Annotated in this window: 23 protein-coding genes; 9 read left to right on the top strand and 14 right to left on the bottom strand. The window is 62.4% G+C overall.

Annotated features, from left to right (window positions below):
• Positions 1-20: 20 nt before the first annotated feature.
• Positions 21-2,708 carry a LuxR C-terminal-related transcriptional regulator gene (locus ABH939_RS12420; RefSeq protein WP_404649660.1) on the bottom strand — a complete coding sequence of 896 codons (2,688 nt, stop codon included), beginning with the start codon at positions 2,706-2,708 and terminating at the stop codon, positions 21-23.
• A 224-nt stretch (positions 2,709-2,932) separates the two neighbouring features.
• Here ABH939_RS12420 and ABH939_RS12415 point away from each other — a divergent pair, with 224 nt between their 5' ends.
• Both ABH939_RS12415 and ABH939_RS12410 read left to right on the top strand, forming a co-directional pair.
• The gene (locus ABH939_RS12415) at positions 2,933-3,844 is read left to right on the top strand and encodes a hypothetical protein (protein WP_404649659.1); all 912 of its coding nucleotides are present in this window, start codon (positions 2,933-2,935) and stop codon (positions 3,842-3,844) included.
• Positions 3,845-3,903: 59 nt separating this feature from the next.
• The gene (locus tag ABH939_RS12410; protein ID WP_372026251.1) at positions 3,904-4,929 is read left to right on the top strand and encodes a hypothetical protein; all 1,026 of its coding nucleotides are present in this window, start codon (positions 3,904-3,906) and stop codon (positions 4,927-4,929) included.
• Here the strand turns inward: ABH939_RS12410 and ABH939_RS12405 are convergent.
• The 10 genes from ABH939_RS12405 to ABH939_RS12360 all read right to left on the bottom strand — a co-directional run bounded on the left by ABH939_RS12405 (position 4,926) and on the right by ABH939_RS12360 (position 14,705).
• Entirely contained in the window at positions 4,926-5,807 is an 882-nt protein-coding gene (locus ABH939_RS12405; protein ID WP_404649658.1) for an A/G-specific adenine glycosylase, read from the bottom strand. The two genes, ABH939_RS12410 and ABH939_RS12405, sit on opposite strands and share 4 nt — an antisense overlap.
• A 116-nt stretch (positions 5,808-5,923) precedes the next feature.
• Positions 5,924-6,448, bottom strand: a complete 525-nt coding sequence (locus tag ABH939_RS12400; RefSeq protein ID WP_003945512.1) for a hypothetical protein — start codon at positions 6,446-6,448, stop codon at positions 5,924-5,926.
• Entirely contained in the window at positions 6,445-7,683 is a 1,239-nt protein-coding gene (locus tag ABH939_RS12395) for an MlaD family protein (protein ID WP_218695556.1), read from the bottom strand. The genes ABH939_RS12400 and ABH939_RS12395 overlap by 4 nt, the downstream gene beginning before the upstream one ends.
• Positions 7,680-8,753, bottom strand: a complete 1,074-nt coding sequence (locus ABH939_RS12390; RefSeq protein WP_042451872.1) for an MCE family protein — start codon at positions 8,751-8,753, stop codon at positions 7,680-7,682. Before ABH939_RS12390 ends, ABH939_RS12395 begins: the two co-directional genes overlap by 4 nt.
• Positions 8,753-9,832, bottom strand: a complete 1,080-nt coding sequence (locus ABH939_RS12385; RefSeq protein ID WP_064688634.1) for an MCE family protein — start codon at positions 9,830-9,832, stop codon at positions 8,753-8,755. The genes ABH939_RS12390 and ABH939_RS12385 overlap by 1 nt, the downstream gene beginning before the upstream one ends.
• Positions 9,829-10,821, bottom strand: coding sequence for an MCE family protein (locus tag ABH939_RS12380; RefSeq protein ID WP_235867817.1), 993 nt, complete (start codon positions 10,819-10,821; stop codon positions 9,829-9,831). Before ABH939_RS12380 ends, ABH939_RS12385 begins: the two co-directional genes overlap by 4 nt.
• Positions 10,818-11,828, bottom strand: coding sequence for an MCE family protein (locus ABH939_RS12375; RefSeq protein WP_404649657.1), 1,011 nt, complete (start codon positions 11,826-11,828; stop codon positions 10,818-10,820). Before ABH939_RS12375 ends, ABH939_RS12380 begins: the two co-directional genes overlap by 4 nt.
• On the bottom strand, positions 11,825-13,045 hold the full coding sequence (locus ABH939_RS12370; RefSeq protein ID WP_404649656.1) for an MCE family protein: 1,221 nt from the start codon (positions 13,043-13,045) through the stop codon (positions 11,825-11,827). The genes ABH939_RS12375 and ABH939_RS12370 overlap by 4 nt, the downstream gene beginning before the upstream one ends.
• The gene (locus ABH939_RS12365) at positions 13,006-13,851 is read right to left on the bottom strand and encodes an ABC transporter permease (RefSeq protein WP_003945610.1); all 846 of its coding nucleotides are present in this window, start codon (positions 13,849-13,851) and stop codon (positions 13,006-13,008) included. The genes ABH939_RS12370 and ABH939_RS12365 overlap by 40 nt, the downstream gene beginning before the upstream one ends.
• Complete coding sequence (locus tag ABH939_RS12360) at positions 13,851-14,705, bottom strand: ABC transporter permease (protein WP_003945667.1); 855 nt, start codon at positions 14,703-14,705, stop codon at positions 13,851-13,853. The genes ABH939_RS12365 and ABH939_RS12360 overlap by 1 nt, the downstream gene beginning before the upstream one ends.
• 228 nt (positions 14,706-14,933) lie before the next feature.
• Here ABH939_RS12360 and ABH939_RS12355 point away from each other — a divergent pair, with 228 nt between their 5' ends.
• Positions 14,934-15,572: a carbonic anhydrase gene (locus ABH939_RS12355; RefSeq protein WP_003945421.1), complete on the top strand. Its 639-nt coding sequence runs from the start codon at positions 14,934-14,936 to the stop codon at positions 15,570-15,572.
• Between the two features lie 97 nt (positions 15,573-15,669).
• The gene (locus ABH939_RS12350; protein ID WP_209448336.1) at positions 15,670-16,419 is read left to right on the top strand and encodes a DUF4232 domain-containing protein; all 750 of its coding nucleotides are present in this window, start codon (positions 15,670-15,672) and stop codon (positions 16,417-16,419) included.
• Between the two features lie 25 nt (positions 16,420-16,444).
• Here ABH939_RS12350 and disA read toward each other — a convergent pair whose 3' ends face one another.
• Positions 16,445-17,530 (bottom strand): DNA integrity scanning diadenylate cyclase DisA, encoded by a 1,086-nt coding sequence (gene disA, locus ABH939_RS12345; RefSeq protein ID WP_024487741.1) that lies wholly within the window; start codon positions 17,528-17,530, stop codon positions 16,445-16,447.
• 96 nt (positions 17,531-17,626) lie between these two features.
• Here disA and ABH939_RS12340 point away from each other — a divergent pair, with 96 nt between their 5' ends.
• A complete protein-coding gene (locus ABH939_RS12340) occupies positions 17,627-18,187 on the top strand; it encodes a PaaI family thioesterase (RefSeq protein ID WP_003945494.1) in 561 nt (186 codons plus the stop codon).
• A 23-nt stretch (positions 18,188-18,210) separates the two neighbouring features.
• On the opposite strand, the gene radA is transcribed toward ABH939_RS12340, so the two are convergent.
• Complete coding sequence (gene radA, locus ABH939_RS12335; RefSeq protein ID WP_003945739.1) at positions 18,211-19,644, bottom strand: DNA repair protein RadA; 1,434 nt, start codon at positions 19,642-19,644, stop codon at positions 18,211-18,213.
• A gap of 98 nt (positions 19,645-19,742) precedes the next feature.
• The gene (locus ABH939_RS12330) at positions 19,743-20,378 is read right to left on the bottom strand and encodes a lipoprotein (protein ID WP_007726888.1); all 636 of its coding nucleotides are present in this window, start codon (positions 20,376-20,378) and stop codon (positions 19,743-19,745) included.
• A gap of 265 nt (positions 20,379-20,643) precedes the next feature.
• Here ABH939_RS12330 and carD point away from each other — a divergent pair, with 265 nt between their 5' ends.
• From carD to cysS, 4 genes are read left to right on the top strand one after another with little or no spacing between them, the layout of a single operon-like run.
• Positions 20,644-21,132 (top strand): RNA polymerase-binding transcription factor CarD, encoded by a 489-nt coding sequence (gene carD / locus ABH939_RS12325; protein WP_003945666.1) that lies wholly within the window; start codon positions 20,644-20,646, stop codon positions 21,130-21,132.
• Positions 21,133-21,154: 22 nt separating this feature from the next.
• A complete protein-coding gene (ispD, locus tag ABH939_RS12320) occupies positions 21,155-21,853 on the top strand; it encodes a 2-C-methyl-D-erythritol 4-phosphate cytidylyltransferase (RefSeq protein WP_039972758.1) in 699 nt (232 codons plus the stop codon).
• Positions 21,854-22,330, top strand: coding sequence for a 2-C-methyl-D-erythritol 2,4-cyclodiphosphate synthase (gene ispF, locus ABH939_RS12315; protein WP_003945901.1), 477 nt, complete (start codon positions 21,854-21,856; stop codon positions 22,328-22,330). It abuts the gene before it with no gap.
• 11 nt (positions 22,331-22,341) lie between these two features.
• Positions 22,342-23,736 (top strand): cysteine--tRNA ligase, encoded by a 1,395-nt coding sequence (gene cysS / locus ABH939_RS12310; RefSeq protein WP_003945830.1) that lies wholly within the window; start codon positions 22,342-22,344, stop codon positions 23,734-23,736.
• The last annotated feature ends 1 nt before the right edge of the window (position 23,737 follow it).

Below are 23,737 nucleotides of genomic sequence, written 5' to 3'. Positions count from 1 at the left end.
AAATCAGATCCGACCCCGGACTACAGCAAGCGCAGTTGGCGTGCCCTCGTGATCGCTTCGTTTCGATTGTGTACGTCGAGCTTCTTGTAGAGAGTGCGCAGTTGAGTCTTGACGGTGTTGACGGACACGTACAGTTTGTCGGCCATCGCAGCCGACCCCATGCCGAGCGCCAGGAGTGAGAGGACTTTCTGCTCGCGTTCGGTCAACTCCACGATATGTACGAATTCCGGAAATGATTCCGCAGGCGACCTTTTCGAGAATTCGGCGAGTGCACGCGATTTCGTTTCGGCCATCGATTCGAGTTTCTCGACGTCCGCCGATGCGATGGTCGCGAACGAACGTAGAAGTCCGGTCTGATCCGCGATGCTGCACGCTCTGGACCACTCCTGAGAGGCGAGGCGTGGCTCACCCAGCTCGGAGTGTGCAACCGCTTGCACCAGAAGCGATTCCATCTGTGCCCGCGGATAGGATACGCCAGACCAGTCGAACTGGTGACACAGCGCCACCGCGGCCTCGTTCTGGCCGATCCGCTGACGCAAACGTGCCACCGACGTGAGCGTCCACGGATTGGCGGCAGGATCGATGATCTCCTTGGCCAGTGCTACGGCATTGTTCCCCTGTCCGAGAGCGAGCAAGAGATCGATCTCTGCGGATTGCAACAGAGGAAGCGCGAAGGATGTAGCCGTGTACTGCTTGGAATGTGCTTCGATCGCATTGTGGAGCAACAGTAGTGCCGCAGTGTGGCCGCCGGAGGTCAAGGCGAATTGGCAATGCGCATAGACGACGAATGCCCACAGTTCCTCGGTGTCGGACGGAAGACCGAGTTCGGTCAATGCGAGACGTGCGTCGTCGAAGTCGAGTGTGTCGAGAGCAGTGAGCGCCCGTGCTGTCAGGCCGGCGATCTTGACCACAGGTTCGAGCCAACCGCCGGGGTCCGGATGCTTCTGTTCGAGTTCGGACCAGTGTGTGGCCTGCCGCGGCTCACCAGCCAGCGCCCAATTCAGGGCGGCACTTCCCGCAGAGTTACGAGCGATGAAGTCGACTCCATGAGACAGGGCGCCGTGGTACGCCATTCGAGCCTTGATCGTGGATTCTGTGAACCTGCCGCTCAATTGAAAATTGATCGCCCATTGAAGTCGCATGAGAGGGAGCTGTGCGCTGACCGCTTCCGGGTTGTTCTCCAGCGCACTGCGACTGAGATGAGACAGGCGCCTGGTGGTTTCTGCTGCGAGCCCGTACTCGCCTGCCATCCTGAGCATGATCGATTGAACGCAGGCAATGCTCAAGGCGTCCTTCGCGCCGGCTTCAGCGCCGAGAGCCCACAGTTCTGCCGGCGATTCGGGTAGCAAGTCGACTACCGTCGAGCGCTCGCTCGGATGCATCGTGAACAGTGCGCGCCCCGCCTCCACGGCAGAGTGTTTGTCCGCAGCTTCCGCCGGAATCCGTTGGAGAGCAGAGCGAACCGAGTCCAGATTGTGGACGATCATCGTCACCCAGTGTTGCTCGACGATGTCTACTGCCAGGGTCCAGTTCTGTGCCTCGACCGCGTAGTCCAGCGCCGACGCGTGATGACCGTGGTCGAGTCGGTTGTGTGCGAGGAACGAAAGACGTTGCGCCGGATCGACTCCAGCGCGCTTTTGGTGCGCGAGTATCGATCGACGAATGGCGGGAGGCAGCTCCCAGGTTTCTTCGGCTTCGGTCTCGACCCGTGACAACAACCCGGCTGTCTCCAGTATCGCCAGGCGCACGCGAATCTGATGAACGGTCTCGCCATCCTCAGGGTGTTGGGACTCGAACAGCATGGCGGCGATGTCGACGGTGATCGATCGCGCAAAGGCCGTCGCGAGCAGGAACTCGAGTTGTTTCACATGATCAGCGGTCATGAGAACGGATTTGTTCACGTAGTCGTCGATCGCCTGCGCGATGTTCTTCCTGATCATCTGCTCGCGGTTGCGGCTACCCGATGTCTGGACGGCGGGAACGGCGACACGAACCAGCGCTGGCAGCCCACCTGTCAGGGATGTGATTTGTTCTGCATCACCGTCAGTCGTGTGTACGTCAGCTTGTGCGAGCAAATGGGCGGTATCGGCTCTCGTGAACAACAGCTCACTCGCGCTTATCACCTCGTGGTCGGTGTCGAGCAGGTACGGCTCGGAGAACATGCCGAAGCCCGAGAGCGTGACCACGAGGTCCAGGTTGTGGCAGAGGGCGAGGAGTTCGATCAACTGATCGTCCAACTCTGGTTCCGATATCAGATCCGGCCTGATCAGCACGAGCAGCACGGGGCGGCTGAGGGCGTTCAGGGATTTGGCGACAGCGGTGAAAGGATCGGCGAGATCGTCGACGTCGGGCAGTGCGATTCCGGCAGCGTGGATTCGATCGAGGACAACGGCCCAGAAATCTTCGAGTGTCGACGAGGGCCGTGGGGCCGAGACCCAGACGAGTATGCGTTCGGATGCCAAATGGGCGCGCAGCCACGATGCGATCAACGACGATTTCCCGTGGCCGTTCGGTGCACGGACGATGGTCAGCGCGGCACGTCGGTCAAGTTTGTCGAAGAGCGCTTGCCGGGGAATCGACGTCGCGAGGGTGCGCCTTTCGGGAATAGCTGCCCAGTCGTGGCCGTCCATCCCGAACATCAACGCGGACCCTTTCTGCTTTCGCGCCCCGCAATGATTGAAGAGTTTGGGCGGATTGTCTCGATCCATCTATCTACAGGGAGGAGCGTAGCTGGTGCGAATCCAGAGCGTGCCATCCCGGGCAATTCACCCGGGAATTCACCCCGGCTGAGAGAAGTTCACCCACACAATCACGCCGTCACCATTGGCTTTCGAGTCCCTCGAGCGACTTCTATTGAACGTAGCTCGGGATTCGCCAAATGTGGCCGCGAGCGCCTGTCGGAGGCCCGAGAGTCAGACATCGAAGGAGCGTCGTGAGAACTCGTCTGTCAGAGGTGCGGTCGAAGGCCGTTGTCGTCGGACTCCGGCCGAGAGCGTGGCGCCGAGGAGTGCGAGGTATCGGCATAGTTGTCGTGACCGGAGCTCTGGTGGTCGGCGCTGCTGCGCTCGGCTTGCTGCCGATGCAGTCGGATGTTCGATTGGCGGCCGAGGGAGAGTTCGTGCCTCCCTTCACCGTCGAGCTGACGGCGATTGACGGTGCACCGCCCTTCGATCCCGCTGACGGTCCAGGGCTCGATTCGGGACCGTCCAACGGCATTGTCCGAGAGGGTGATCTGGTGACGTATGTCATCGACATCGGTGTCCGGGGCAACCCGCTCTCCGACGTGGTCGTGCAACTTCCGGTGCCTCGAGGTTTCGTTCTGCCGTCCGTGCCTGATTTCTGCGGAGACGGCTCGGGTGTCGACGAGGTCGGATTACATTGCCTGATAGGCAATCTGGAAGCGGACCGGTACTTCACCCGAACGGCGACGATGACTGCGGGAAAGCGGGAAGACGCCGACGGTCTACCGATCGCTGCACTGGTCACCGCAGATCGGGGGGCGGTTCGCGTGCGGTCGGGCGATGTCACGGTGCGGGTGGCGACCACCCCGGGAGTGTGTGATCCGTACGGGATTTCTGTTGGTGGTCAGAGAAGCCAGTGGGCTGCTGTCTCGGCAGATGGACGAATCTCAGGTCTGGTGACATCGGGCATCTCGGAGGCGGTGGTGATCGACGGCGTCGATCAATGCGGGCACGCGACAGCGCGGACGGTGAAACCGTTCGAGGGTCACTTCTCGTTTGTCGGACTGTTACCGGGGACGTATCGCGTCACGGTCGACGGCCGAGCGCCGGTGGATGTGGTGCTGGAACCAGGTGCGATGGCGGTCGGTGGCCTGACGTTCTGATACAGCTTCGCAGGAATGGCAACACTCGTAACAGTCAGTAGCAGTCAATGGAGGATCCAGTGCGTGAAAGCCTGGGCGTTGTATTCGAAAATCAGTCAATTTCAACAGCTCTCGTAGATGCGGACACACCCCTTCTTGGCTCGATCGACGAGTTCCGTCACCCCTGGGGTGCAGACGGGACTGTTCCCTCTCCGCAAGCGTCGGCGCGCGCACTCGCCTCCGCGGCCGAAGTCGCCACCGGTCGAGCCCTGCGCTCGAATCTGTGCCCCACCGTCGTCGGAGTGATGTGCGAGCGTGCGGACGTGCGCGAACTTGTCTCGGATTCGTTGTCCTCCAGTCCTTTCGAGAACATCGAGTTGGTCAACGGTCTCGACGCACGGCTTGCCTACCTGCGGACGGTCGACGCTCTCATTGGTGTTTCGCCGATTCTCGCGTTCTGGCCGGACGGCAGTGAGACCGTGATCGCGGCCGTCGACCCGAGAGCAGGCGTCGTGGACTCGGCGCATCGTTACGACACGGCCGAGTTGCTTGCGGACAGCTCGACATTTGCTGCGACATTGGACCTCCTCGTCGCCGAACGAGACCCTGTGCCCAAGATGCTCGTCGCGATGCTCGTGAAGGAAGACTCTCGGCAGCCGTCCGCGGAAGCCGCTGAACTGGCAGGTCTCGGCTTCCTGTTTCTCGGCGAGCGGACCCAACTGGCGATAGGGGCTGCGCTGGTAGCGGCCGATCGCGGAAGCGAAGTTCGGTCCGGTGACGGCATGGCTGTCCGGCCCGTCAACAGGGTCCGGTGGGCGGCGGCAATAGTACTGCCGCTTCTACTCATGTTGACGGGGTTGCTGATCGCGCTGTCCCCAGACGGGTCGCGCGCGGTGTCCACGGATAGCCCGAACATCGGCGCCGAGTCGGCGACCTCCACCAGCGGGCCCCCGCCCGGCGCTGCCCTACAGATTCCGACACTTGCGCCTTGCGATCCAGTGGTGCCTGCCGTTCCTGCTGTACTTCGGCATTCTGATCCGGAAGTCGCACCGCTCCAGACCGACGAACCCACAGCCGAAGAATGCACCCCGCTGCGAGTCGGCTAAGCCGTACCCTCTCCGGCCAGCGCAAACAGGCCGTCGTCGGTCTGCTCGACCAGTCCGTCGACCAGCAGTGAATGCAACGCACGGTCACGCTGACCCGGATCGGCCGGCCAGACGATGTCGAGTTGCGCGCGCTCGACCGGACGGTGACTCTCGCGAAGAACGGCCATCAATTTTCCACGAACCTGGCGATCTGTGCCCGCGAACTTCTGCACCTTCTTGGGTGGTCCGGTGTGTGCCGGTTTGCCCGAAGCGACCCACGCGCAGTTCGGCAAAGGGCAGTTCTCGCAGTTCGGGTTCCGCGCCGTGCAGATCAGTGCACCGAGTTCCATGAGAGCTGCGCTGTAGGTGGCGGCGCGCGCACGCGTCCTCGGCAGCAGCGCCGCGACGTCGGCGAGGTCTCGCGTGTTGGACGGGTTCCCGGGTTCCGCATTGCCGTGGACGGCTCGCGCAACCACGCGTCGTACGTTGGTGTCCACCACAGGCACTCGCTGTCCGTAGGCGAAACACGCGACGGCGCGGGCGGTGTACGAACCGATTCCCGGTAGCGAGAGCAAAGTATCGACGTCTTCCGGGACCACGTCACCGTGCTCGGCAGCCAGGACGCCCGCGCATTCGTGTAAGCGCAGCGCGCGTCGTGGATAACCGAGTTTGCCCCACGCGCGAAGCACCTCTGCCTGGCTCGACGCTGCCATCGCCGACGGTACCGGCCAGCGCTCGACCCACTCTTCCCAGATTGGCACAACGCGCACCACCGGCGTCTGCTGGAGCATGATCTCGCTCATCAGGATCTGCCAGGCACTGACGCCCTCGCGTCGCCACGGCAGGTCGCGAGCCGTCTCGGAGTACCACTTCAGCAGCACCGAAGATTCCACTGCCACTGCTACCGACACACTCCTCGAACCTGCGCTCCCGGTCGACGAAGGAGACGTCGACTTGTGGGGGCCACTTTATCGGCAGTCGCCGACACGGCTGTCTTTGACGCCCGACCGCCGGGTCACAACAACTGCACGTTGCTCAGTTTCCACTCGCCGTCCTCGCGGACCAGCGAAAGTTGCATCCGGTTGCGGTCGATTCTCGGATCGGGGGAGTTGGTGTTCGTGATCGTCTGATCGAGGAACACGAGCACCTCGGCGTTGTCGCGATCACTGCTCGCCAGCCCGGCTGAAATGATCTGAGCGGACGAGGTCGCCTGATACTGCACGATCATGTTCTGCAGGTTGGCTGCCACCTGGGCGTACTGACCGGCGAATTCGCCGACAGAATTGTCACGGACCACGGAAAGATTCTGATCGAGGTTCTGGAAGTTGTACGTCGCAAGATCAGTGGCGAATTGCCGTCCGCTGTCCAGGGCGCTGGTACGCGCGTTTTCGTCGACCGATTTCTGCCAGGTCGCGAATGCGCCCCATCCGAGCGCCGCGACCACGACCAGGGCGCCGGCAACGATCGCTACGGTCTGCTTGCGAAGCCGCTTGGGCTTGTCGACGATTGTGGGCGTCTGGGGTTCGGTTGTCTCGGTCATTGCGTTCCTTGTACTAGTAGTGCGGCAAACGAGTTGTCACCGAGAACGGTGTTCTGACCACCGTTGAGGCCCAGACGAATCGGCGTTCCGTCACCGGCTGCGACCGTTCCGAGGGCAGGATCGTATTCAGCAACCCCGTCGATCGTTCCAGCTCCGGTGGGGACGTTCTGCGAACCGCGATTCTGGATCCGGCCCGACTGGTCCGCGCAGTGTTGGTTCTTGTCGAGCGTGGTCGGTGAGGTGTCCTGTACCGATCGCCGGGGCGTGTCGTAGATACAGACCGGTCCGAGTGCTGTGATCAGATCAAGCTGTGCCCGTCCGTCTTTGACGATACTTCCGAACTTCTCGAATCCTTTGGGCACTACCACCAACAAGGCATCGACGGCGGGCATCCGTGCAGTGACGATCTGAGTGGAGACGAGAGAATTGGCCAACAGCAGACTGAACGGCTCACGACTCTGTTCGATGAGAGGCAGTATCTGATTGTCGAGAACACTCGGGCTTCGATCGAGGAGTGTGCGCAGTTGCGGATCGGAGTTTCGTACCTGATCTGTCAATTGGCGAAGTGTGAGTGCAACTTCGGGAAGAGCGTCAACATTTTCCTCGTTCGCAGTGAACAGTGAGCGCGAGTTCTCGACGAGTGTGTTGACACGCGGTTGATCGGATTGGACAGTGCGCGCGAGCACGTCGAAGTTGTCGACGAGCGCCTGCAGATCCGGACCCAATCCGTTCAATCCCTCGCCGAGTTCGTGCGAGAGGGTTCGCAGGTCTGCCGGATCGACGGTGTCGGCAGCAGCGTTGAAATTCGCAATCACGGTTCCCAACGCGACCGGGATCGAAGTGCGCTCAGTCGGAACAACGGAACCTTCAACCAGATACGGGCCGCCGTCGGTCTGCGAGGACAACTGAACTTTCAATACCGGAACGGCGGTGTCCTGGCTGATGGCCACATGCGAATCGTTGGGGATCTGTTCGTCGGCGGCGATGCTCAACGTCATCACGACGAGGTCCTGGGCAGAGTCCACCTCCACCGACTCGACGTCGCCGACGGTGACTCCGCGATAGGCCACTTCCGAACCGGGAGCGATTCCGGCCGCGTTCTCCAATTCGACGATGACCGAGAAGGTTCCGGTGAACGGATCTCCGGCACCGACTTGCCGGAGTACGTACGTCGTGCTGACCACCGCGATGAGGAGAAAGGCGGCGATCTCGAAATAGACGGTTCGGTTCTTCATCGCGTTCCTCCTTGCAGGGGTGTCGTGATCGGCAGTTCCCGATCGGAGGCGGGCAGAGGTGGCAGTGGCGGTGCGGCGCCCGGGATTATCTCGTTGAGCACTCCGGTCACGGTGCCCTCGACATCGACGTCGAGGTCGATGTTCACGTAATCGCCTGGGCTGGCACGCTCGAGGAGCACTCTTGCGTTGTCCAGGTTGGCCATCGTCTCACCCAGTGTCGGCCCCATTGCCGAGAACTGGTCGAGGATGGGTGACAGTCGTCCGGTGATCTCGGAAATCTGGTCGGCCGACTGGTCGAGTACGGAATTGGTTGCGGTACTGAGCCGATCGGTTTCGTCGAGTAGATCGAGGAGCGGTTGTCGTTGGTCGGCGATCACGCCCAATGCGGGTGTGAGTGTGCGCAAGCCTTCGTCGATGGTGGCGCTCTCGTCTCCGATCAGAGCGCTGAGCCGGTTCAGTGAATCCAGTGCCGAATTGATCGATTCCTTTCGGTCGTCAAGTGTTCCGAGAAAAGTGTCAAGGCGTGCAAGCAGATCGCGGATCGTCTCCTCCCTGCCGTCGAGAATCTGATCAGCCTCACTGACGATGTTCTTGACCTGCGCCAACCCACTGCCGTTCAACAGAGTTCCGACGGCGCCGAGCAGTTGTGCGACATCGGGTCCGCGCACGGTCTCCGATCGCTCGATGGTGGAACCTGGTTCGAGAATGGGGCCCGCTGGATCGACCGGAACTTCGAGGTTGACGAACGCATCGCCGATCGGGGTCGACAGTTCGATCCGAGCGCGGGTGCCGACAGGTAGTTCGATGTCCGACGCGATTTCGGTATGTACCACGGCTGCAAAGGTTTGCGCGCTCATCGACGTGACTCTGCCGACGACAGCCTGCCCGATCCGCACCTCGCCGCCGACGGGAAGTAACGACGCGTCGACGAATTCCATGTTCAGCGGGTACGACTCTCCTGGCAGACCGCGTCCGAGGGGGAGGTGCTGGAAGTTGAGACTGCAGCCGGTCAATGGCGCCGCGATGACAAGTGCCACGACAACGCTCACCACGGACTTGTTCGACGCCATCAGTTACCCCCACCGAGGATGCGTGCCAGGTCGGAGCTGCCTGCCGAAGGAAATTCGATGGGATTGACGATTCCCGGCCCTGTGCACAGCGGTATCGGCATCTTCTCGCACAGTTCTCTCGTCGTGTCGAACTGTGAGAGATCGGTGGCGACGTTCAATCGTGCTCTGGCTCGGCCTTCTTCGGTGACGAGGTTGGCGACGTTCTCGAATCCCGTTGGTGCCGTTTCGATGATCTCGCGCAGTTGATCCTGTTTGGTCGCGACTGCACCGGCCAACTGTGCGAGCGTACCCAGATCGGCGGTGACCGCCTCGCCGTGTTCGGCGAGTAGCGCTGAGACCTGTCCGAGCAACGTGGTCAGGGAATCGAGCGCCCCGCTGATGTCTTCTCGCTGGGCGCTGAACGTGCGGGCGGTGACTGTCACCGAGTTCGACAGGGAGTCGACCTTGGTCTGGTTGTCCGCGATCAACTGCACGAGGGTGTTCAGGTTCTTCACCAGTTCGGAGATGTCGGGACTTGCACCCGCCAGTACCGAACTGGCCTGTGAGATGGACCGAACGGCATCGTTGAATGCTTGCCCGTTGCCGTCCAACGCGTGGGCGCCTTCTCCGATGAGGTCACCGATCCCGCCGCCGTCGGCGCCAGGGCCGAGCGCCACCGTCAATTCGTTCACCGATGCGGTGAGTTGGTCCCACGTCAGCGGGGAGTGAGTGCGTTCGAGAGGGATCACCGCGCCGTCGGTGAGGAACTCACCGTCCTCGTAGCCGGGGCCGAGTTCGATCGTGCGGTCACTGATGACCGAGGGAGACAGGACCCAGGCCTGCGCATCGGCAGGTATACGTGTTCCGGATGGCAGGCTCAGCGCCACTCGTACCCGGGCCCCTTCCGGCGTGACGCTCTCGACCCTCCCGCTGGGAACTCCCAGAATCGTCACCGTGTTCCCGGTGAAAATAGCGTCGGTCGAGGTGAATTCGGCGGTGAGAGTGAGTCTGTGTTCGTCACGCGTGACGAACAGGACGGCACCGATCGCGCAGATCACAATCGCTGCCAGCACGGCGAGTTTCTTGACGGTCGTGGTCATCGACACCCCTGAACGAGCCCGACGACGCACAACCAATTGTCCGGGATGAGGGTGGAGGGCGAGTTGAGGTCGAGCCAGTTGCCGTTACCGGTCGCGTTGGTGACGTAGCGGACGCTGGGGGCGAAGTTGTCGAGCAGTGTGGTCAGTGATTGTTCGTTCTCGGACAGAACTCCCGTCACCACGTGGATGTCTCCCATGACCGAGTCGACCAAAGCCTGGTTGTCGCCCAGGAACTGGGCAAGTGTGGTGCTCAACTGATTCAGGTCTTGTACAAGCGCATTCAGCACATCTCGCCGGTCGGCGATCGTGGACATCACCAGATCCGCATTCCCCAGAAGGGTTTCCAGAGTGTCCTTCTGCTCGATCAGTGTTGCGGTCGTCTGCTGCGCTCCGGTGAGAAGGGAACGGAGCGCAACGTCGTTGTCGTTGACTACTCCGGAGAGTGCGTCGATTCCCTCGAGTGAGCGGCGAATGAGTTCGGGATCGTCCGGTGAGTTGTCGGACACCACGGTCAGCATATTTCGCAGTTGTTGCAGATCAAGGTTTTCCGACGTGGATTGTGCTCCTCGACCGAGATCGTCGAGAGTGAACGGAACGCTCGTGTTCTCGATGGGGATGGTCGAACCTGTGGGTAACGAGCGCGATCCGTTCGGAGTGACGTCGAGCGAGCGTCGGCCGAGCAGAGTCGAGATCTTGATGTCCGCACGGGAGTCTTCGCCGAGAGTGACGCCGTCGTCGAGTCGGAAGGTGACTTCAACCGAGTTGCCGCTGACCGCCAACGAGGTGACCACCCCGCTCGGGACTCCCGCGACGTTGACCGGATCGTCCTGCGTCAACCCGGTGGCGTTGGTAAAGACGGCGTGGTACTCGTTGGTCTTGACCTTCAAGATCAGTTGAGGGACAACGAGTGCGGCCAGAACCACACCGACTCCGACGAGGATGCAGATGATTCCGTTGCGGACCGGGTTCTTGACGGTGAGCCAGTTCATCGGCACACCGCCGAACGCTCGGGGCCGCCGAGGGTCACCGATTGGTCCAGCGCGCTGAGCCGGAAGTTGCAGATGTAGATGTTCGCCCAGCTTCCGTAGCTCATCGCGATCCCCAACTGGGTGAACAGTTGATCGAAAGCGGTGATACCGGTCGCCAGCGACTCACGATTGTCGACGACGACGCGAGCCGACTGATCGATCGAAGTCAGCGCGCCAGCCAAGTCCGGTTCCACGCCCGTCACCAAGTCCTGAAGTGAAGAAGTCAGGGCGCCTGCGGAATCCACTGCGGCCGAGATCTGTTGGCGGTCCTGTGCCAAACCGCCGACCAGTGCGTCGAGCGTGTTGATCATCTCGACGAAGTTGGGTCGATTCGTCGTGGTCACGGTAAGGACCCGGTCGAGGTTGTTCAGTAGTTGGTCCAAGATCGCGTCCCGGGACGTCAAGTTCTCGGTGACGGCAACAGTGCGCTCCAGCAGGCTTTCGATGGTGGAACCTTGTCCTTGGAATACCTGGACGACCTGTGCGGCAAGCTCGTTGACTTCTGCGGGGTCAAGTGCGTCGAACAGGGGACGGAATCCGCCGAGGATGTCGGTGAGGTCGATCGCCGGCTGAGTCTGTTCCACGGGAATTGTGGCCCCGGGGGAGAGGTAGTTGCCTGTTGCGCGTTCGGCCTGTCCGGGTTCGATCGAAATTGTTCGCGCTCCCAACAGGTCTGCGTACCTCACCACAGCGCGACCGTCGGACGGAATACGTTGTGCAGATTCGAGTTCGAAGCCGACGACGGCTTGGTTGTTCACCAGCTCGACGGTGTCGACGCGCCCTACTCGCACCCCGGCGATCTGAACATCGCTGCCGGTGACCAGGCCGGAGGCATTGACGAAGACGGCCCGGTACTGCGAACTCGACCCGGAGACTGGGTTGATCAGGGTGCTCACCACAACCACGGTGGCGAGAATCGACAGTGCAGCAAACAGTCCGAACCTGATCAGAGATTTCTTCACGCTCATCCGCCCACCACCGTCGTGCCGCGAAATACCGGCCCCGCCACGAGAGTGTCCAAAGCTGTACCGCCCTGGGTGAGAGCCGAGATCAGGGACTGTTCGGCAGGGCTGCCGACCGGGCCGACGGTTCCGCCGAACGCGGTCGCGGCGGCAGGACAGTTGGGTCCGCGGGTTCCGTTGTACTGTGGGCAGTCGGTCTTTCCGTACGGATACAGATCTGTGACGGACAGCCGTAGATCGGTGCTGAGCCACGGACCATGCGCCAACGCGGGCGGGAGCTTGATCGTGAGATTGCGCAGGCCGTTGTAGAAGGTGGTGATGTGGTCCGGCCGCGAAGTGATTGCGCCGGTCAGGGAATCGGCGTCGTCGACCAAGGTGATCATGCGGTCGCGATTGTCACCGACCAGACTCGTGGCAGCAGCTCCCGTGCTGGTGCCGGCACGCAGAAGCCCCGCCAACCCGTCGGATTTCTCGACGACGGTCTTGGATGTGGTGATGGAGTTCTCGAATGCGGCGAGCATGTCCGGCGCACTCGTCGAGAGACTGTCGGCGAGGGTGGCTATGTCGTCGAGGTCGTCACCGAGTCCGTCGATGACGGGCTGCGCACCGACCAACGCTTGGTGGACTGAATCGAGCGATTCGCCGATCTGGTTTCCCTTGCCGCTCAACGCGTCCGAGACTGCCGTGAGTGCGACGTTGATGTCGGCGGGGTCGAGGGAAGAAACGAGCGAGTAGATCCGTGAGATCGATTGGTAGAGCTGGACCGCGACTTCGGACTGATCGGATACCAATTCGGTACCCGGCACGAGAGCAGGACCACGCGAGAGTCCGTCAGGTTGAATCAGGTCTACGAAGAAGTCGCCGAAGATGTTGCGGGGCATCAGTCGCACCTGACTTGTCGACGGTATGTCCTCGAACGCTCCCTCGTCGATCGCGAGTGAGACGGTCGAAGCGGTGGTGCCCGGCTCGATCTCGGCCACCGCGCCGACGACGACGCCGCGGTACTGAACCGACGATCCGACTCGCAGCGCACCGGCACTGGCGGGGACGACAGCACTGACCTGCGGTGTGGAACCGGTGGAGTCCGTACCTCTGCTGAACAAGAAGACGTAGGCGAGGATCAGGATGACCACGGCGAGTAAACCCCGCAGTGCCAGGGTGATTCGGCTGGAATTCGTGACGATCATCCGGTCAGCCCGGGTACGTGAGGTTTGAGTCCCCACAGCGCAATGGTCATCGCGACGTCGGTGAACGCAAGGAAGACGATGCTGGTGCGCAACGCTCGTCCGGCGGCTCGTCCGACGCCTTCGGGTCCACCCGTCGCGGTGTAACCGTAGTAGCAGTGCACGAGGGTCACGACGACCGCGAACACCATGACTTTTATCAAGGACAACCAGATGTCGTTGGGAGAGAGGAAAAGACTGAAGTAGTAGCCGTACGTTCCCTCCGACTGGCCTTTGACCCGGATCACCGCAAGCGCCGTTGCCATGTACGAAGCAAACAGGCCGACCAGGTACAGCGGGACCACCGCGATGAGCGCCGCGATCATTCGGGTGGTGACCAGGTACCGCAGCGAGGGAATCGCCATGACTTCGAGCGCGTCGATTTCCTCGGAGATCCGCATCGCTCCGAGCTGCGCGGTGAATCCGGTTCCGACCTTGGCTGCCAGGGTGATTGCGGCAACGAGTGGTGCCACCTCGCGAGTATTCGCGATGGCGGACATCACGCCGGACAGCGGTGCGAGACCGACGAGGTTGAGTCCGCGGTAGCCCTCGAGCCCGATCTGGGAACCGGCGAAGAACGAGATCGCGAAGATCACGACGACGCTGCCGCCTCCGGCGAGCAGGGTGCCCGAACCGAATGCCACCTGGGCGACGAGACGGGCGACTTCACGCCAATAGCGCTTGAGGGTTGCCGGAATCGAGGTGATGACACGCGCGTGGAACGTGAACTGATCGCCGAGCCGACTCAGGCCGTCGACGGTCCGCGAACTGACCCTCTTGGCACGAATTGCGATGGGCAGGTGCATCAATAGGCACCTTTCACCGAGACGAACAGTGGGTAGAACTGAGTAATTGCGAGGTTGGCGACAAACACGAGGACAAACGAGAGCACGACGGTCTCGTTGACTGCGTCGCCGACGCCTTGAGCTCCGCGCTTGACGGTCAGGCCCTTGTAGCAGGCCACGATTCCCGAGATGAGAGCAAAGGCAACGGCTTTGATGCCGGAGACGACGAAGTCGCTGGGTTGACTGAATTGAACGAGATTGCGCAGGAAACTCTGTGCGTTGCCGTCGAGTATCAGGACGTGAACGAAGAGGCTTGCGCCCAAACCGATTACGAGAACTATCGAGTTCAGTAGGAGGCAGACGACGGCAATGGCGATCATCCGGGGTACGACCAGGCGTTCGAGCACGGGTAGACCGAGCACTTCGAGTGCATCGATTTCCTCGCGTATCGTTCGCGCTCCCAAATCTGCGCAGATTGCGGAACCGCCGACACCGGCGATGATCAGGGCGCACACCAGGGGGCCGGCCTGTCCGATGATGAGGAACGCGACGACGGCACCGCTGTACGCACCCGCGCCGATTTGATCTGCGAGCGCACCGATCTGCAGTGCTACCCCGACACCGAGGGGAATCATCACCAGAGCGGACGCGACCGAGGTGACGTGGGCGAGAAACCACATCTGGTCGAGCGCCTCACGCCAGGCGAGGCGCTTGTGTCGAAGAGATGTGAACGCCGCAACGCACACGCGAACGGTGAAGGTGAAGAGCAGTCCGATCTCGGAGAGCAGGTTCGAGAACATGTTCGTCTTGGCGGGGGAGACAGCAGTTGTTTCCCCGGTTGTTCCATTCCCGGTCGTCGTAGCTTCGGTGCTCACGCCATCCCCCTCTCCGGCCGAATCGTTCTGGTCGGGTTTCTTCGATCACACTCGGGAGCTCGAAGTGCTCCAGGTCACGTTCGGAGACGGTATCAGGAAACTGACTCTGAAGTAAGTTCCATTTCGGCCACTTCATCACCGGGCGCGAATGTCGACGCGGAACTTTCGTTTGCGTCCACGCAACCTTCCCGGCGAGAGCCCGAAATGCGGCGGGTGCACAATGAGTGAATGCCACGATCAAGCCCCATTTCCGCTTGGAAGTCCCTTCGCGAAGGCAACGAGCGATTTGTCAACGACGCGTCCATTCACCCCAGCCAGGGAATCGCGGACCGCGCGAAACTCGTCGATGGGCAGCACCCCACAGCGGTGCTGTTCGGTTGCGGTGATTCGCGCGTAGCCGCCGAGATCATCTTCGACCAGGGTCTCGGCGACATGTTCGTCGTGCGCACTGCAGGTCACGTGCTCGACGATTCGGTGCTCGGTTCCATCGAGTACGCGGTTCACGTGCTCAACGTGCCGCTCATCGTCGTCCTCGGGCACGACGGTTGCGGTGCCGTGAAGGCAACGCTCGACGCCCTGGACGAGGGCGCAGTTCCCGACGGATTCATCCGCAGTGTGGTCGAGCGTGTTGCTCCGTCCATCCTGATGGGCCGCAACGAGGGCTTGTCCACCGTGGACGAACTCGAAGGCCGTCACGTCGTGGAGACCGGCTCGCTGATCATGCAGAGGTCGCGGATCATCGCCGACAAGGTGGACAAGGGTGCGTGCGCGATCGTCGGCGTCACGTACACGTTGTCCGACGGTCACATGCGAGTTCAGGGCGCGGTCGGCGACATCGGCGAGAGCGTCGAGACCGTCGAGGGTTAGATCTTCCGGGGCAGTGGTACCTGGCAGCAGACAATGGGTACCGACACGCCGCCTCAGCTGACGGTTAGTGGACCCTGCGCCAACTACCGTTGAGTCCGTGTTGGAACCTAATGGACCACTGCCCCCCGAGATCTACTGGCGTCGCCGGGCGCTGGCCATTGGTGCCGCCGTCATTGCGCTGGCGTTGATCATCTGGGCGGCGTCCGCCCTCTTCGGCGGTGGAAGTGATACCCCGGAGGCCGATTCGGCCGCTGCGAGTTCCTCGCTGACGACGGACGTCTCCTTCACTCCCAACCCTTCCGGTTCCAACGCGCCGGAGGGTGGCGGTGGCTCGGGTGGCGGCGCTGCCGGTGGATCAGGTGGCTCGGGCACGCAGGCTTCGGGATCGTCTTCGTCTTCGTCTTCTTCCTCTTCGTCGACCACCGGGGCTCCGGTCCCGGCCGGTCAGTGCGCCGACTCGTCGCTGGCAGTCAAGGCCACCGCAGACAAGGCGACCTTCGCTCCCGGCGAAGAGCCGTCGTTCACGATCGTCATCACCAACATCGGTTCGGCACCCTGTGATCGAGATCTGGCGGGCGGCCTTCAGCAGGTGCTCGTCTACAGCATCGACGGCAAGACCCGGTTGTGGTCCAACGTCGACTGCTACCCACAGCCCGCAGCCGACGTACGCAATCTCGCGCCCGGCGAGCAAGCTGCGTTCAAGGTCGCCTGGTCGGCCACGACGTCGACCCCCGAGTGCGCGACCGCGCAGAACCCCGAGCGCAATCCGGTGGGCGCAGGCGCTTACACGGTTGTCGGGCAGCTCGGTGCACTGCGAAGCTCCCCGGAGCCGTTCAACATCGCATGAGCGCGGGCAAGCCTGAACAGGCCCGCTAGTTGAAGGACCCGGTGATCGACGTTTCCGCGAGCCGGGAAAGTCCCTCACGGATGTGACGGGCCCACAGCCCGCCGATGCCCTCGACCGACTGCAGATCGGCAGCCGTAGCGGCCAGCAGCGACTGGAGAGTGCCGAAGGATCCGACCAACCGGTGGATCTGATGGAACTGCAATCGAGGTACACGCATCAGCACGCGATATCCGCGAGGAGTCATCGGAGTGTCGAGGGCTTCGATCGTGCCCGGATAACCGAGAACACGCGCAAGAGTCGTGAGATCGAGTAGATCGGCGTCGGTGACGCGATCGAGTGCGACGAGGACGTTGTCCATCGCCGCGGTGCCGATGGGTTCGGGACCGGCAAGATAGTCCCGAACGATGAGTTGACGTGCAATGTCGTTGTCGCCGACCAGTTCTTCGAGCTGCAGTGCCAACTGGCGACCGTCGGTGCCGAGCTCGAGGACATCCTGTTCGATTTCGATCGACACGCGGCGAACCATTTCGAGTCGCTGCACGACGGTCAACGCGTCGCGCAGAGTCACGAAATCCTCGATCTCGACGACCGACAGTTGCCGTGTCACTTCGTCGAGTCGCGCTTTGTATCGTTCGAGCGTCGCGACGGCCTGGTTGGCGCGCGAAAGTATGGTGGCCGAGCCGTCGATGACGTGCCGGATGCCGCCGACGTACACACTGACGATCGACATCGACTGACTGACCGAGACCACGGGATAGCCGGTCTGAATTGCCGTGCGCTCGGCGGCACGGTGCCTCGTGCCGGATTCGACGGTGGGAATCTTGTGATCGGGAACCAGCTGGACGTTGGCACGCACGATGCGTGTGCCGTCCGTCGAGAGGACAACTGCGCCGTCCATCTTCGACAGCTCGCGCAATCGGGTCGGTGCGAACTCCACGTCGAGGTTGAATCCGCCGTCACACAGCGCTTCCATTTCCTCGTCGTATCCGAGGACGATCAGCGCGCCGGTACGGCCGCGCAGAATTCGTTCGAGCCCGTCTCGCAAAGCGGTACCCGGCGCCAACCTGGCGATGGTCTCTCGCAATGCCGACGACGACTGTGTGTCCGCCATCGCACTGATCATTGAGAAACTCCCTGCTGAGGTCGATGTCACTTCGGTCGGGTCCGATGCCTGCGCCGGACGGATCCCCGTTTAGATTACCTATCCATGAGTAGTACCTGGACCCTGCCTGATGACCTGACTGTCCCGGAGCCGGTCGAATTCTTTCCGGCCGCCGGCGAGAAGCTGCCTCAGCACTGGTCGAAATGCTTCGGCTGCGGCGACGACCAGCCTGCGGGAATGGCGATGAGTTTCAGGGCTGGTAACGGACTGGAAGTGACCGGTCGTCTGGAGGTCGCCAAGAAGTATCAGGGCGGTCCAGGTGTCATTCACGGCGGCATTCTGTCGACGGCATTCGACGAGGCTCAAGGTATGGCATGTATGGCTCTCGGCTCGCCGGTGGTGACGGGGCACCTCGAGATCGACTTCGCCCGGCCGATCCCGTTGGGATCGGTGCTCGAATTCCGGGCTCGCATCGACGGCGTTGTACGCCGCAAGGTCTACACCAGTGCAGAAGCGGTGATCGTCGAAGGTCCGACAGCGGATCCGGACACGGTGGTGGGAACCTCCCGCGGACTGTTCCTGACCATCACCTCGGAACACTTCGCCAAGACCAAGGAGTTCGTGGACGGCGAACCGACGTCCCCGTTCGGCACCTCGTCGGTCTGACGAGGTAGTCGGCCGAGGGACGATCACTTCACCGGCGTGAGCTTGGGGCGAGACGGGGCTTGTTTGCCGCCCATCAATCCGGCGTAGGCCAGTGCCTCGGCCAGATTCGCTACTTCGTTGACGCGCATGCCGGGAATGTTCGGGCCGGAATCGACCGGCACGATGGCGCTGGTGAATCCCAGTCGGGCAGCTTCGATCAGCCGTCGGTTCACCCCGGCAACCCGTCGAACCTCCCCGGCGAGTCCGACCTCGCCGAGGATGACGAGCCCCTTGGGGACGGGTTTGGCTTTCACGGCGGAAGCGACCGCAATGGCGAGAGCCAGATCGGCACCCGGCTCGGTCATCCGCATACCGCCGACGGTCGCGGCGTAGACGTCGGCCTTCGAGATCGACACTCCGACGCGGCGTTCCAACACGGCCAGAACCATGGCCACACGGGCGGTGTCGAGCCCGCTGACGGCTCGGCGAGGTGTCGGTAGCGGCGTGGCGGCGACGAGCGCCTGAACTTCACCGAGTAGAGGTCGCTTACCGTCCATCATCACGGTGACGGCAGTGCCTTCCACAGCTTCTTCACGGTGATGCAGGAACAGGCCGGACGGATCGCTGATCTCGTTGATGCCCTGCTCGCTCAGCTCGAAGCATCCGACCTCGTCGGCCGCACCGAATCTGTTCTTCACGCCGCGGACCATGCGCAGGGTGGAGTGCTTGTCACCTTCGAAGTGCAGAACCACGTCCACGAGATGCTCGAGCGAGCGCGGACCGGCGACGGCGCCGTCCTTGGTGACGTGGCCGATCAGAAGCACCGGGATTCCACTGGCCTTGGCCAGGGAGGTCAGGGCGCTGGTGACGGCCTTGACCTGAGTCACGCCGCCGACGACCCCGTCGACGTCGGCAGCAAGCATGGTCTGCACCGAGTCGACGATGACCAGTGTCGGTTTGACCTGCTCGATGTGGCCGAGGATGGTCGCGAGATCGGATTCGGCCGCCAGATACATCCGTTCGTGGACAGAGTTGGTGCGATCTGCCCGAAGCCGAACCTGACCGGCAGACTCCTCGCCCGTGACGTACAACGCTCGATCATCCGCGCTGCGCATCGCCCAGCGGTAGACGACCTCGAGAAGTAGCGTCGATTTTCCGACGCCGGGCTCGCCCGCGAGCAGCACCACCGAACCCGGTACGACGCCACCGCCGAGGACGCGGTCCAACTCACCGATCCCCGTGGGTTTGGCCTGCGTCGAGGTGCTGTCGATCTGTGTCAGCGGCGTGGCCGGCGTCGTAGGCAGCACGGCGCTTGATCCTGCTTTGGCGAGTGAGGCGCCGGCGCGACTGGCGACGGGTGCCACTACGGCGACCTCGGTCATCGAGCCCCACGAATCGCAGTCCGGACATCTACCGACCCACTTGGGCACTACCGACTGGCATTCGGAGCAGCGGTAGTTCGATTTCACTTTGGCCACCGGGACAGACTAGAGGCGGGGTCCGACATGGACCCCGCCTCTAGTGTGATTCTGAAGTTGTTCTGCGAGGCGCATTGTGCGCCTTGATGATTCGAGGCTCAGTGCCCAGCTTCTGCAACGTCGGGCGACTTGTCCGACTCGTTGCGCTCGAGCTGCGGGCCTGCGTCGACAGGTACGTCGACGGTGACCGATCCGGCCTTCTCGAACTTGAAGGTGATCGGGACGGTCAAGCCGGGGCGAACCCCTGCCTTGATGTCCTGCAGAACGACGAGAGAGAGCGCAGCGGGTGCGTCGTCGTTCTCTTCGTTGTTCTTGATCTGGGTCTCGGCCTCGGTCGCGGCGCCTTCGCCTGCGGGCAACTGACCGGCCTGCAGCGACGTCTGCGGCTTGATCGTCAAGCCACCTACCTCTTCACCTGCGATGACGCGTGCTGCGTAATCGGTGGTGATGCTGACGAGCTTGTCCGTGGTCTCGGCGCTGTCGTTCACGACGGTGAACGCGAGCACGGCGTTGCCGCCCGGCTCGATGCTGTACTCCTCGGACGAGGGGTAAGCGATGTGCACGTTGCGCAGTGCGATCTCGCCGAGGTCGGCGCTGTTGCCGTTCACGGCGGCCTGCTGGACGGCGGTCTGGCTCACCTGTCCGGAACCGCAAGCGGACAGCGCGATGGCTGCGCCTGCAGCCAGTGCAATGGCGGTAGCGACTCGACGAGTCGGCTTACGGATAGCAGTCACGATTTGTCCTCCACGGCGTCAGGTTCGCACTCCACTAGGCAGAGTAGTAGATAAGGTCCCGCGGGCTGGCCGTCGGGTCGCCACAACGGTTGTCTGCGTGGGCTTTCAGTCCGTTACGCAGGGGTGCTCCAGACCAGTTGAATGCACGTACAACAAGCCCTGTCAACCCCTACGCTCGAGCAAGGATGCCCCTGACCTGCACAGTTGATGAGTGGTCGGTTCTTTCACGTGTTAAACTAGTGGAATCGAAAGGGGCACGGGACACATGATTTTCAAGGTCGGAGACACCGTCGTATACCCCCATCACGGTGCGGCGCTGATCGAAGCTATCGAAACCCGCACCATCAAGGGTGAGCAGAAGGAGTACCTGGTTCTGAAGGTCGCTCAAGGCGATCTCACAGTACGGGTTCCTGCAGACAACGCAGAGTACGTCGGAGTTCGTGACGTGGTCGGCCAAGAAGGCCTCGACAAGGTTTTCCAGGTTCTGCGAGCACCGCACACCGAAGAGCCCACCAACTGGTCTCGTCGATACAAGGCAAATCTCGAGAAGCTTGCCTCAGGTGACGTGAACAAGGTTGCAGAAGTTGTTCGTGACCTGTGGCGTCGTGAGCAGGACCGCGGACTTTCCGCTGGTGAGAAGCGCATGCTCGCCAAGGCTCGTCAGATTCTCGTCGGAGAGCTCGCGCTCGCCGAGGGCACTGACACCGAGAAGGCAGAGACCATTCTCGACGAGGTCCTCGCGGCCGCGTCCTGACTGCAACACAACAAAGCTGACAGTGGCAGTAGTAGCCCTGGTACCTGCCGCAGGTCGGGGAGTGCGATTGGGCGAGAAATTGCCCAAGGCATTTGTCGAACTCGGTGGGTGCACCATGCTTGCACGCGCGGTCGATGGACTCCGGAAATCCGGAGCGATCGACCGCGTTGTTGTCATTGTGCCGCCTGAACTGGTCGAATCCGTCGTAGCCGACCTCGGTCGTGCAGCGGACGTCGACGTCGTCGGCGGTGGTGCCGAAAGAACCGATTCGGTTCGAGCCGGCCTCAGCGCTGCCGGCGACGCAGATTTTGTACTCGTGCACGATGCCGCACGGGCATTGACACCGCCGGCGTTGATCGCGCGCGTCGTCGGTACTCTCCGAGCCGGCAGCTCCGCTGTCATCCCGGTACTTCCGGTTACCGACACGATCAAGTCGGTCGACGTACTCGGCGCAGTCACCGGTACGCCTCTGCGTTCGGAGTTGCGTGCGGTTCAAACTCCCCAAGGATTCTCCACCGACGTCCTGCGCAGTGCGTACGACGCCGGTGACGTCGCCGCGACCGACGACGCCGCTCTGGTCGAGCGTCTCGGTGTTTCGGTGCAGACGATTCCCGGCGACGCCCTCGCCTTCAAGATCACCACTCCGCTCGACCTGGTCCTTGCACGGGCGCTCCTGAGCTCGGAGACAGCGTTGAGTGCGGATTCACAGGACGGAAATTAGATGCGCGTCGGTCTCGGCACGGATGTTCATCCCATCGAGGTCGGTCGTCCTTGCTGGATGGCCGGGTTGCTGTTCGAGGAAGCAGACGGGTGCTCGGGCCATTCGGACGGCGACGTCGCCGTCCACGCGCTGTGTGACGCGTTGCTCTCTGCGGCGGGCCTCGGTGACCTCGGTTCGGTTTTCGGCACCGGCAGGCCCGAATGGGACGGCGTGAGCGGCGCTCGAATGCTTGCCGAGGTTCGCCGACTGCTCGAAGAGAACCAGTTCGCCGTCGGCAACGCCGCGGTGCAGGTCATCGGCAACCGTCCGAAGATCGGGCCGCGTCGCGACGAGGCGCAGAAGGTGCTTTCCGAGATACTGGGCGCGCCTGTTTCTGTGTCCGCGACCACCACGGACGGCCTCGGCTTGACCGGTCGAGGCGAGGGGATCGCCGCCATGGCCACCGCGTTGGTCATGACAACCGAACACGACAGGTAAGATCGCTGGTCGTGACCCTGCGCCTATACGACACCGGTACGCGGGCCCTTCGGGATTTTGTTCCGTTGGCCCCCGGACATGCATCGGTGTACCTGTGTGGGGCGACAGTTCAGGGTGATCCTCACATCGGACACGTTCGCAGCGGCGTCGCTTTCGACGTGCTGCGTCGCTGGCTGTTGGCGCACGGCAACGACGTTGCCTTCGTGCGCAACGTGACGGACATCGACGACAAGATTCTCAACAAGGCCGCCGGCGCCGGTCGACCTTGGTGGGAGTGGGCGGCGACGTTCGAGCGGTCGTTCACGTGGGCCTACGACCAACTGGGTGTGCTGCCACCGTCCATCGAGCCACGGGCCACCGGCCACGTGACGCAGATGGTCGAGATGATGGAACGTCTGATCGAGAACGGCCACGCGTACGCGGCGGGCGGTGACGTCTACTTCGACGTGCAGAGCTACCCCGAGTACGGCGCACTGTCCGGCCACAAACTCGACGACGTTCATCAGGGCGAGAGCGCTGCCGAGGGAAAGCGTGATCCTCGCGACTTCACCCTCTGGAAGGCCGTCAAGCCCGGTGAGCCCTCGTGGCCGACACCGTGGGGACCCGGCCGTCCGGGCTGGCACCTCGAGTGCTCGGCCATGGCGGAGTTCTATCTCGGAGCGGCATTCGACATCCATTGTGGTGGACGCGATCTCGTCTTTCCGCACCACGAGAACGAAATTGCGCAGGCCAAGTGCGCCGGTGACGATTTCGCTCAGTACTGGTTGCACAACGGCTGGGTCACGATGAGTGGCGAGAAGATGTCCAAGTCGTTGGGCAACGTTCTCTCGGTGCCGAACGTGCTCAAGAAGGTTCGTCCGCAAGAACTTCGGTACTACCTCGGTAGTGCGCACTACCGTTCCAATCTCGAGTACTCGGACGAGGCGTTGGACGAAAGTGCGAAGTCCTACCAGGGGCTCGAGTCGTTCGTCCTGCGCACACACAAGCGTGCGGGCGGCGTCGAACTCGGTACGTGGACCGAAGGTTTCGCGGCGGCTCTCGACAACGACTTGTCGGTGCCGATCGCGTTGGCCGAGATTCACGGCAAGGCGAGCGAGGGTAATTCCGCGCTCGCTGCCGGTGATCTCGACGCGGCTCGGGTGGCTGCCGGCCAGGTGCGGGCCATGCTCGCGATCCTGGGCGTCGACCCACTCGACGAGCATTGGACGCAGTCCGGTGGCGACACCGAGACGGCAATGGAAGCTTTGGACGTGTTGGTGCGGGCCGATCTCGATCGTCGGCAGCAGGCACGTACGGAAAAGAACTGGGCGGTGGCGGACGAGGTCCGCGATCGCCTCATCAAGGCGGGTATCGAAGTAACCGATACTCCCGACGGACCCGAATGGTCCCTTAAGGCAGGGCAGTAAC

It is taken from the genome of Rhodococcus sp. 27YEA6 (assembly GCF_044908235.1).
Lineage (GTDB): Bacteria > Actinomycetota > Actinomycetes > Mycobacteriales > Mycobacteriaceae > Rhodococcus_F > Rhodococcus_F qingshengii.
The sequence above is the reverse complement of the archived record's forward strand: the minus strand, read 5'-3'. Positions and strand labels throughout refer to the sequence as shown.

Bases quoted from the DNA above. Each gene is read 5' to 3' on its own strand.
- ABH939_RS12340 (WP_003945494.1), top strand. From the start codon at position 17,627: ATGAGTAGTACCTGGACCCTGCCTGATGACCTGACTGTCCCGGAGCCG.
- ABH939_RS12375 (WP_404649657.1), bottom strand. From the start codon at position 11,828: ATGAGCGTGAAGAAATCTCTGATCAGGTTCGGACTGTTTGCTGCACTG.
- carD (WP_003945666.1), top strand. From the start codon at position 20,644: ATGATTTTCAAGGTCGGAGACACCGTCGTATACCCCCATCACGGTGCG.
- ABH939_RS12380 (WP_235867817.1), bottom strand. From the start codon at position 10,821: ATGAACTGGCTCACCGTCAAGAACCCGGTCCGCAACGGAATCATCTGC.
- ABH939_RS12390 (WP_042451872.1), bottom strand. From the start codon at position 8,753: ATGGCGTCGAACAAGTCCGTGGTGAGCGTTGTCGTGGCACTTGTCATC.
- ABH939_RS12365 (WP_003945610.1), bottom strand. From the start codon at position 13,851: ATGCACCTGCCCATCGCAATTCGTGCCAAGAGGGTCAGTTCGCGGACC.
- ABH939_RS12395 (WP_218695556.1), bottom strand. From the start codon at position 7,683: ATGAAGAACCGAACCGTCTATTTCGAGATCGCCGCCTTTCTCCTCATC.
- ABH939_RS12385 (WP_064688634.1), bottom strand. From the start codon at position 9,832: ATGACCACGACCGTCAAGAAACTCGCCGTGCTGGCAGCGATTGTGATC.
- disA (WP_024487741.1), bottom strand. From the start codon at position 17,530: ATGGCGGACACACAGTCGTCGTCGGCATTGCGAGAGACCATCGCCAGG.
- ispF (WP_003945901.1), top strand. From the start codon at position 21,854: ATGCGCGTCGGTCTCGGCACGGATGTTCATCCCATCGAGGTCGGTCGT.
- ABH939_RS12420 (WP_404649660.1), bottom strand. From the start codon at position 2,708: ATGGATCGAGACAATCCGCCCAAACTCTTCAATCATTGCGGGGCGCGA.
- ABH939_RS12400 (WP_003945512.1), bottom strand. From the start codon at position 6,448: ATGACCGAGACAACCGAACCCCAGACGCCCACAATCGTCGACAAGCCC.
- ABH939_RS12355 (WP_003945421.1), top strand. From the start codon at position 14,934: ATGCCACGATCAAGCCCCATTTCCGCTTGGAAGTCCCTTCGCGAAGGC.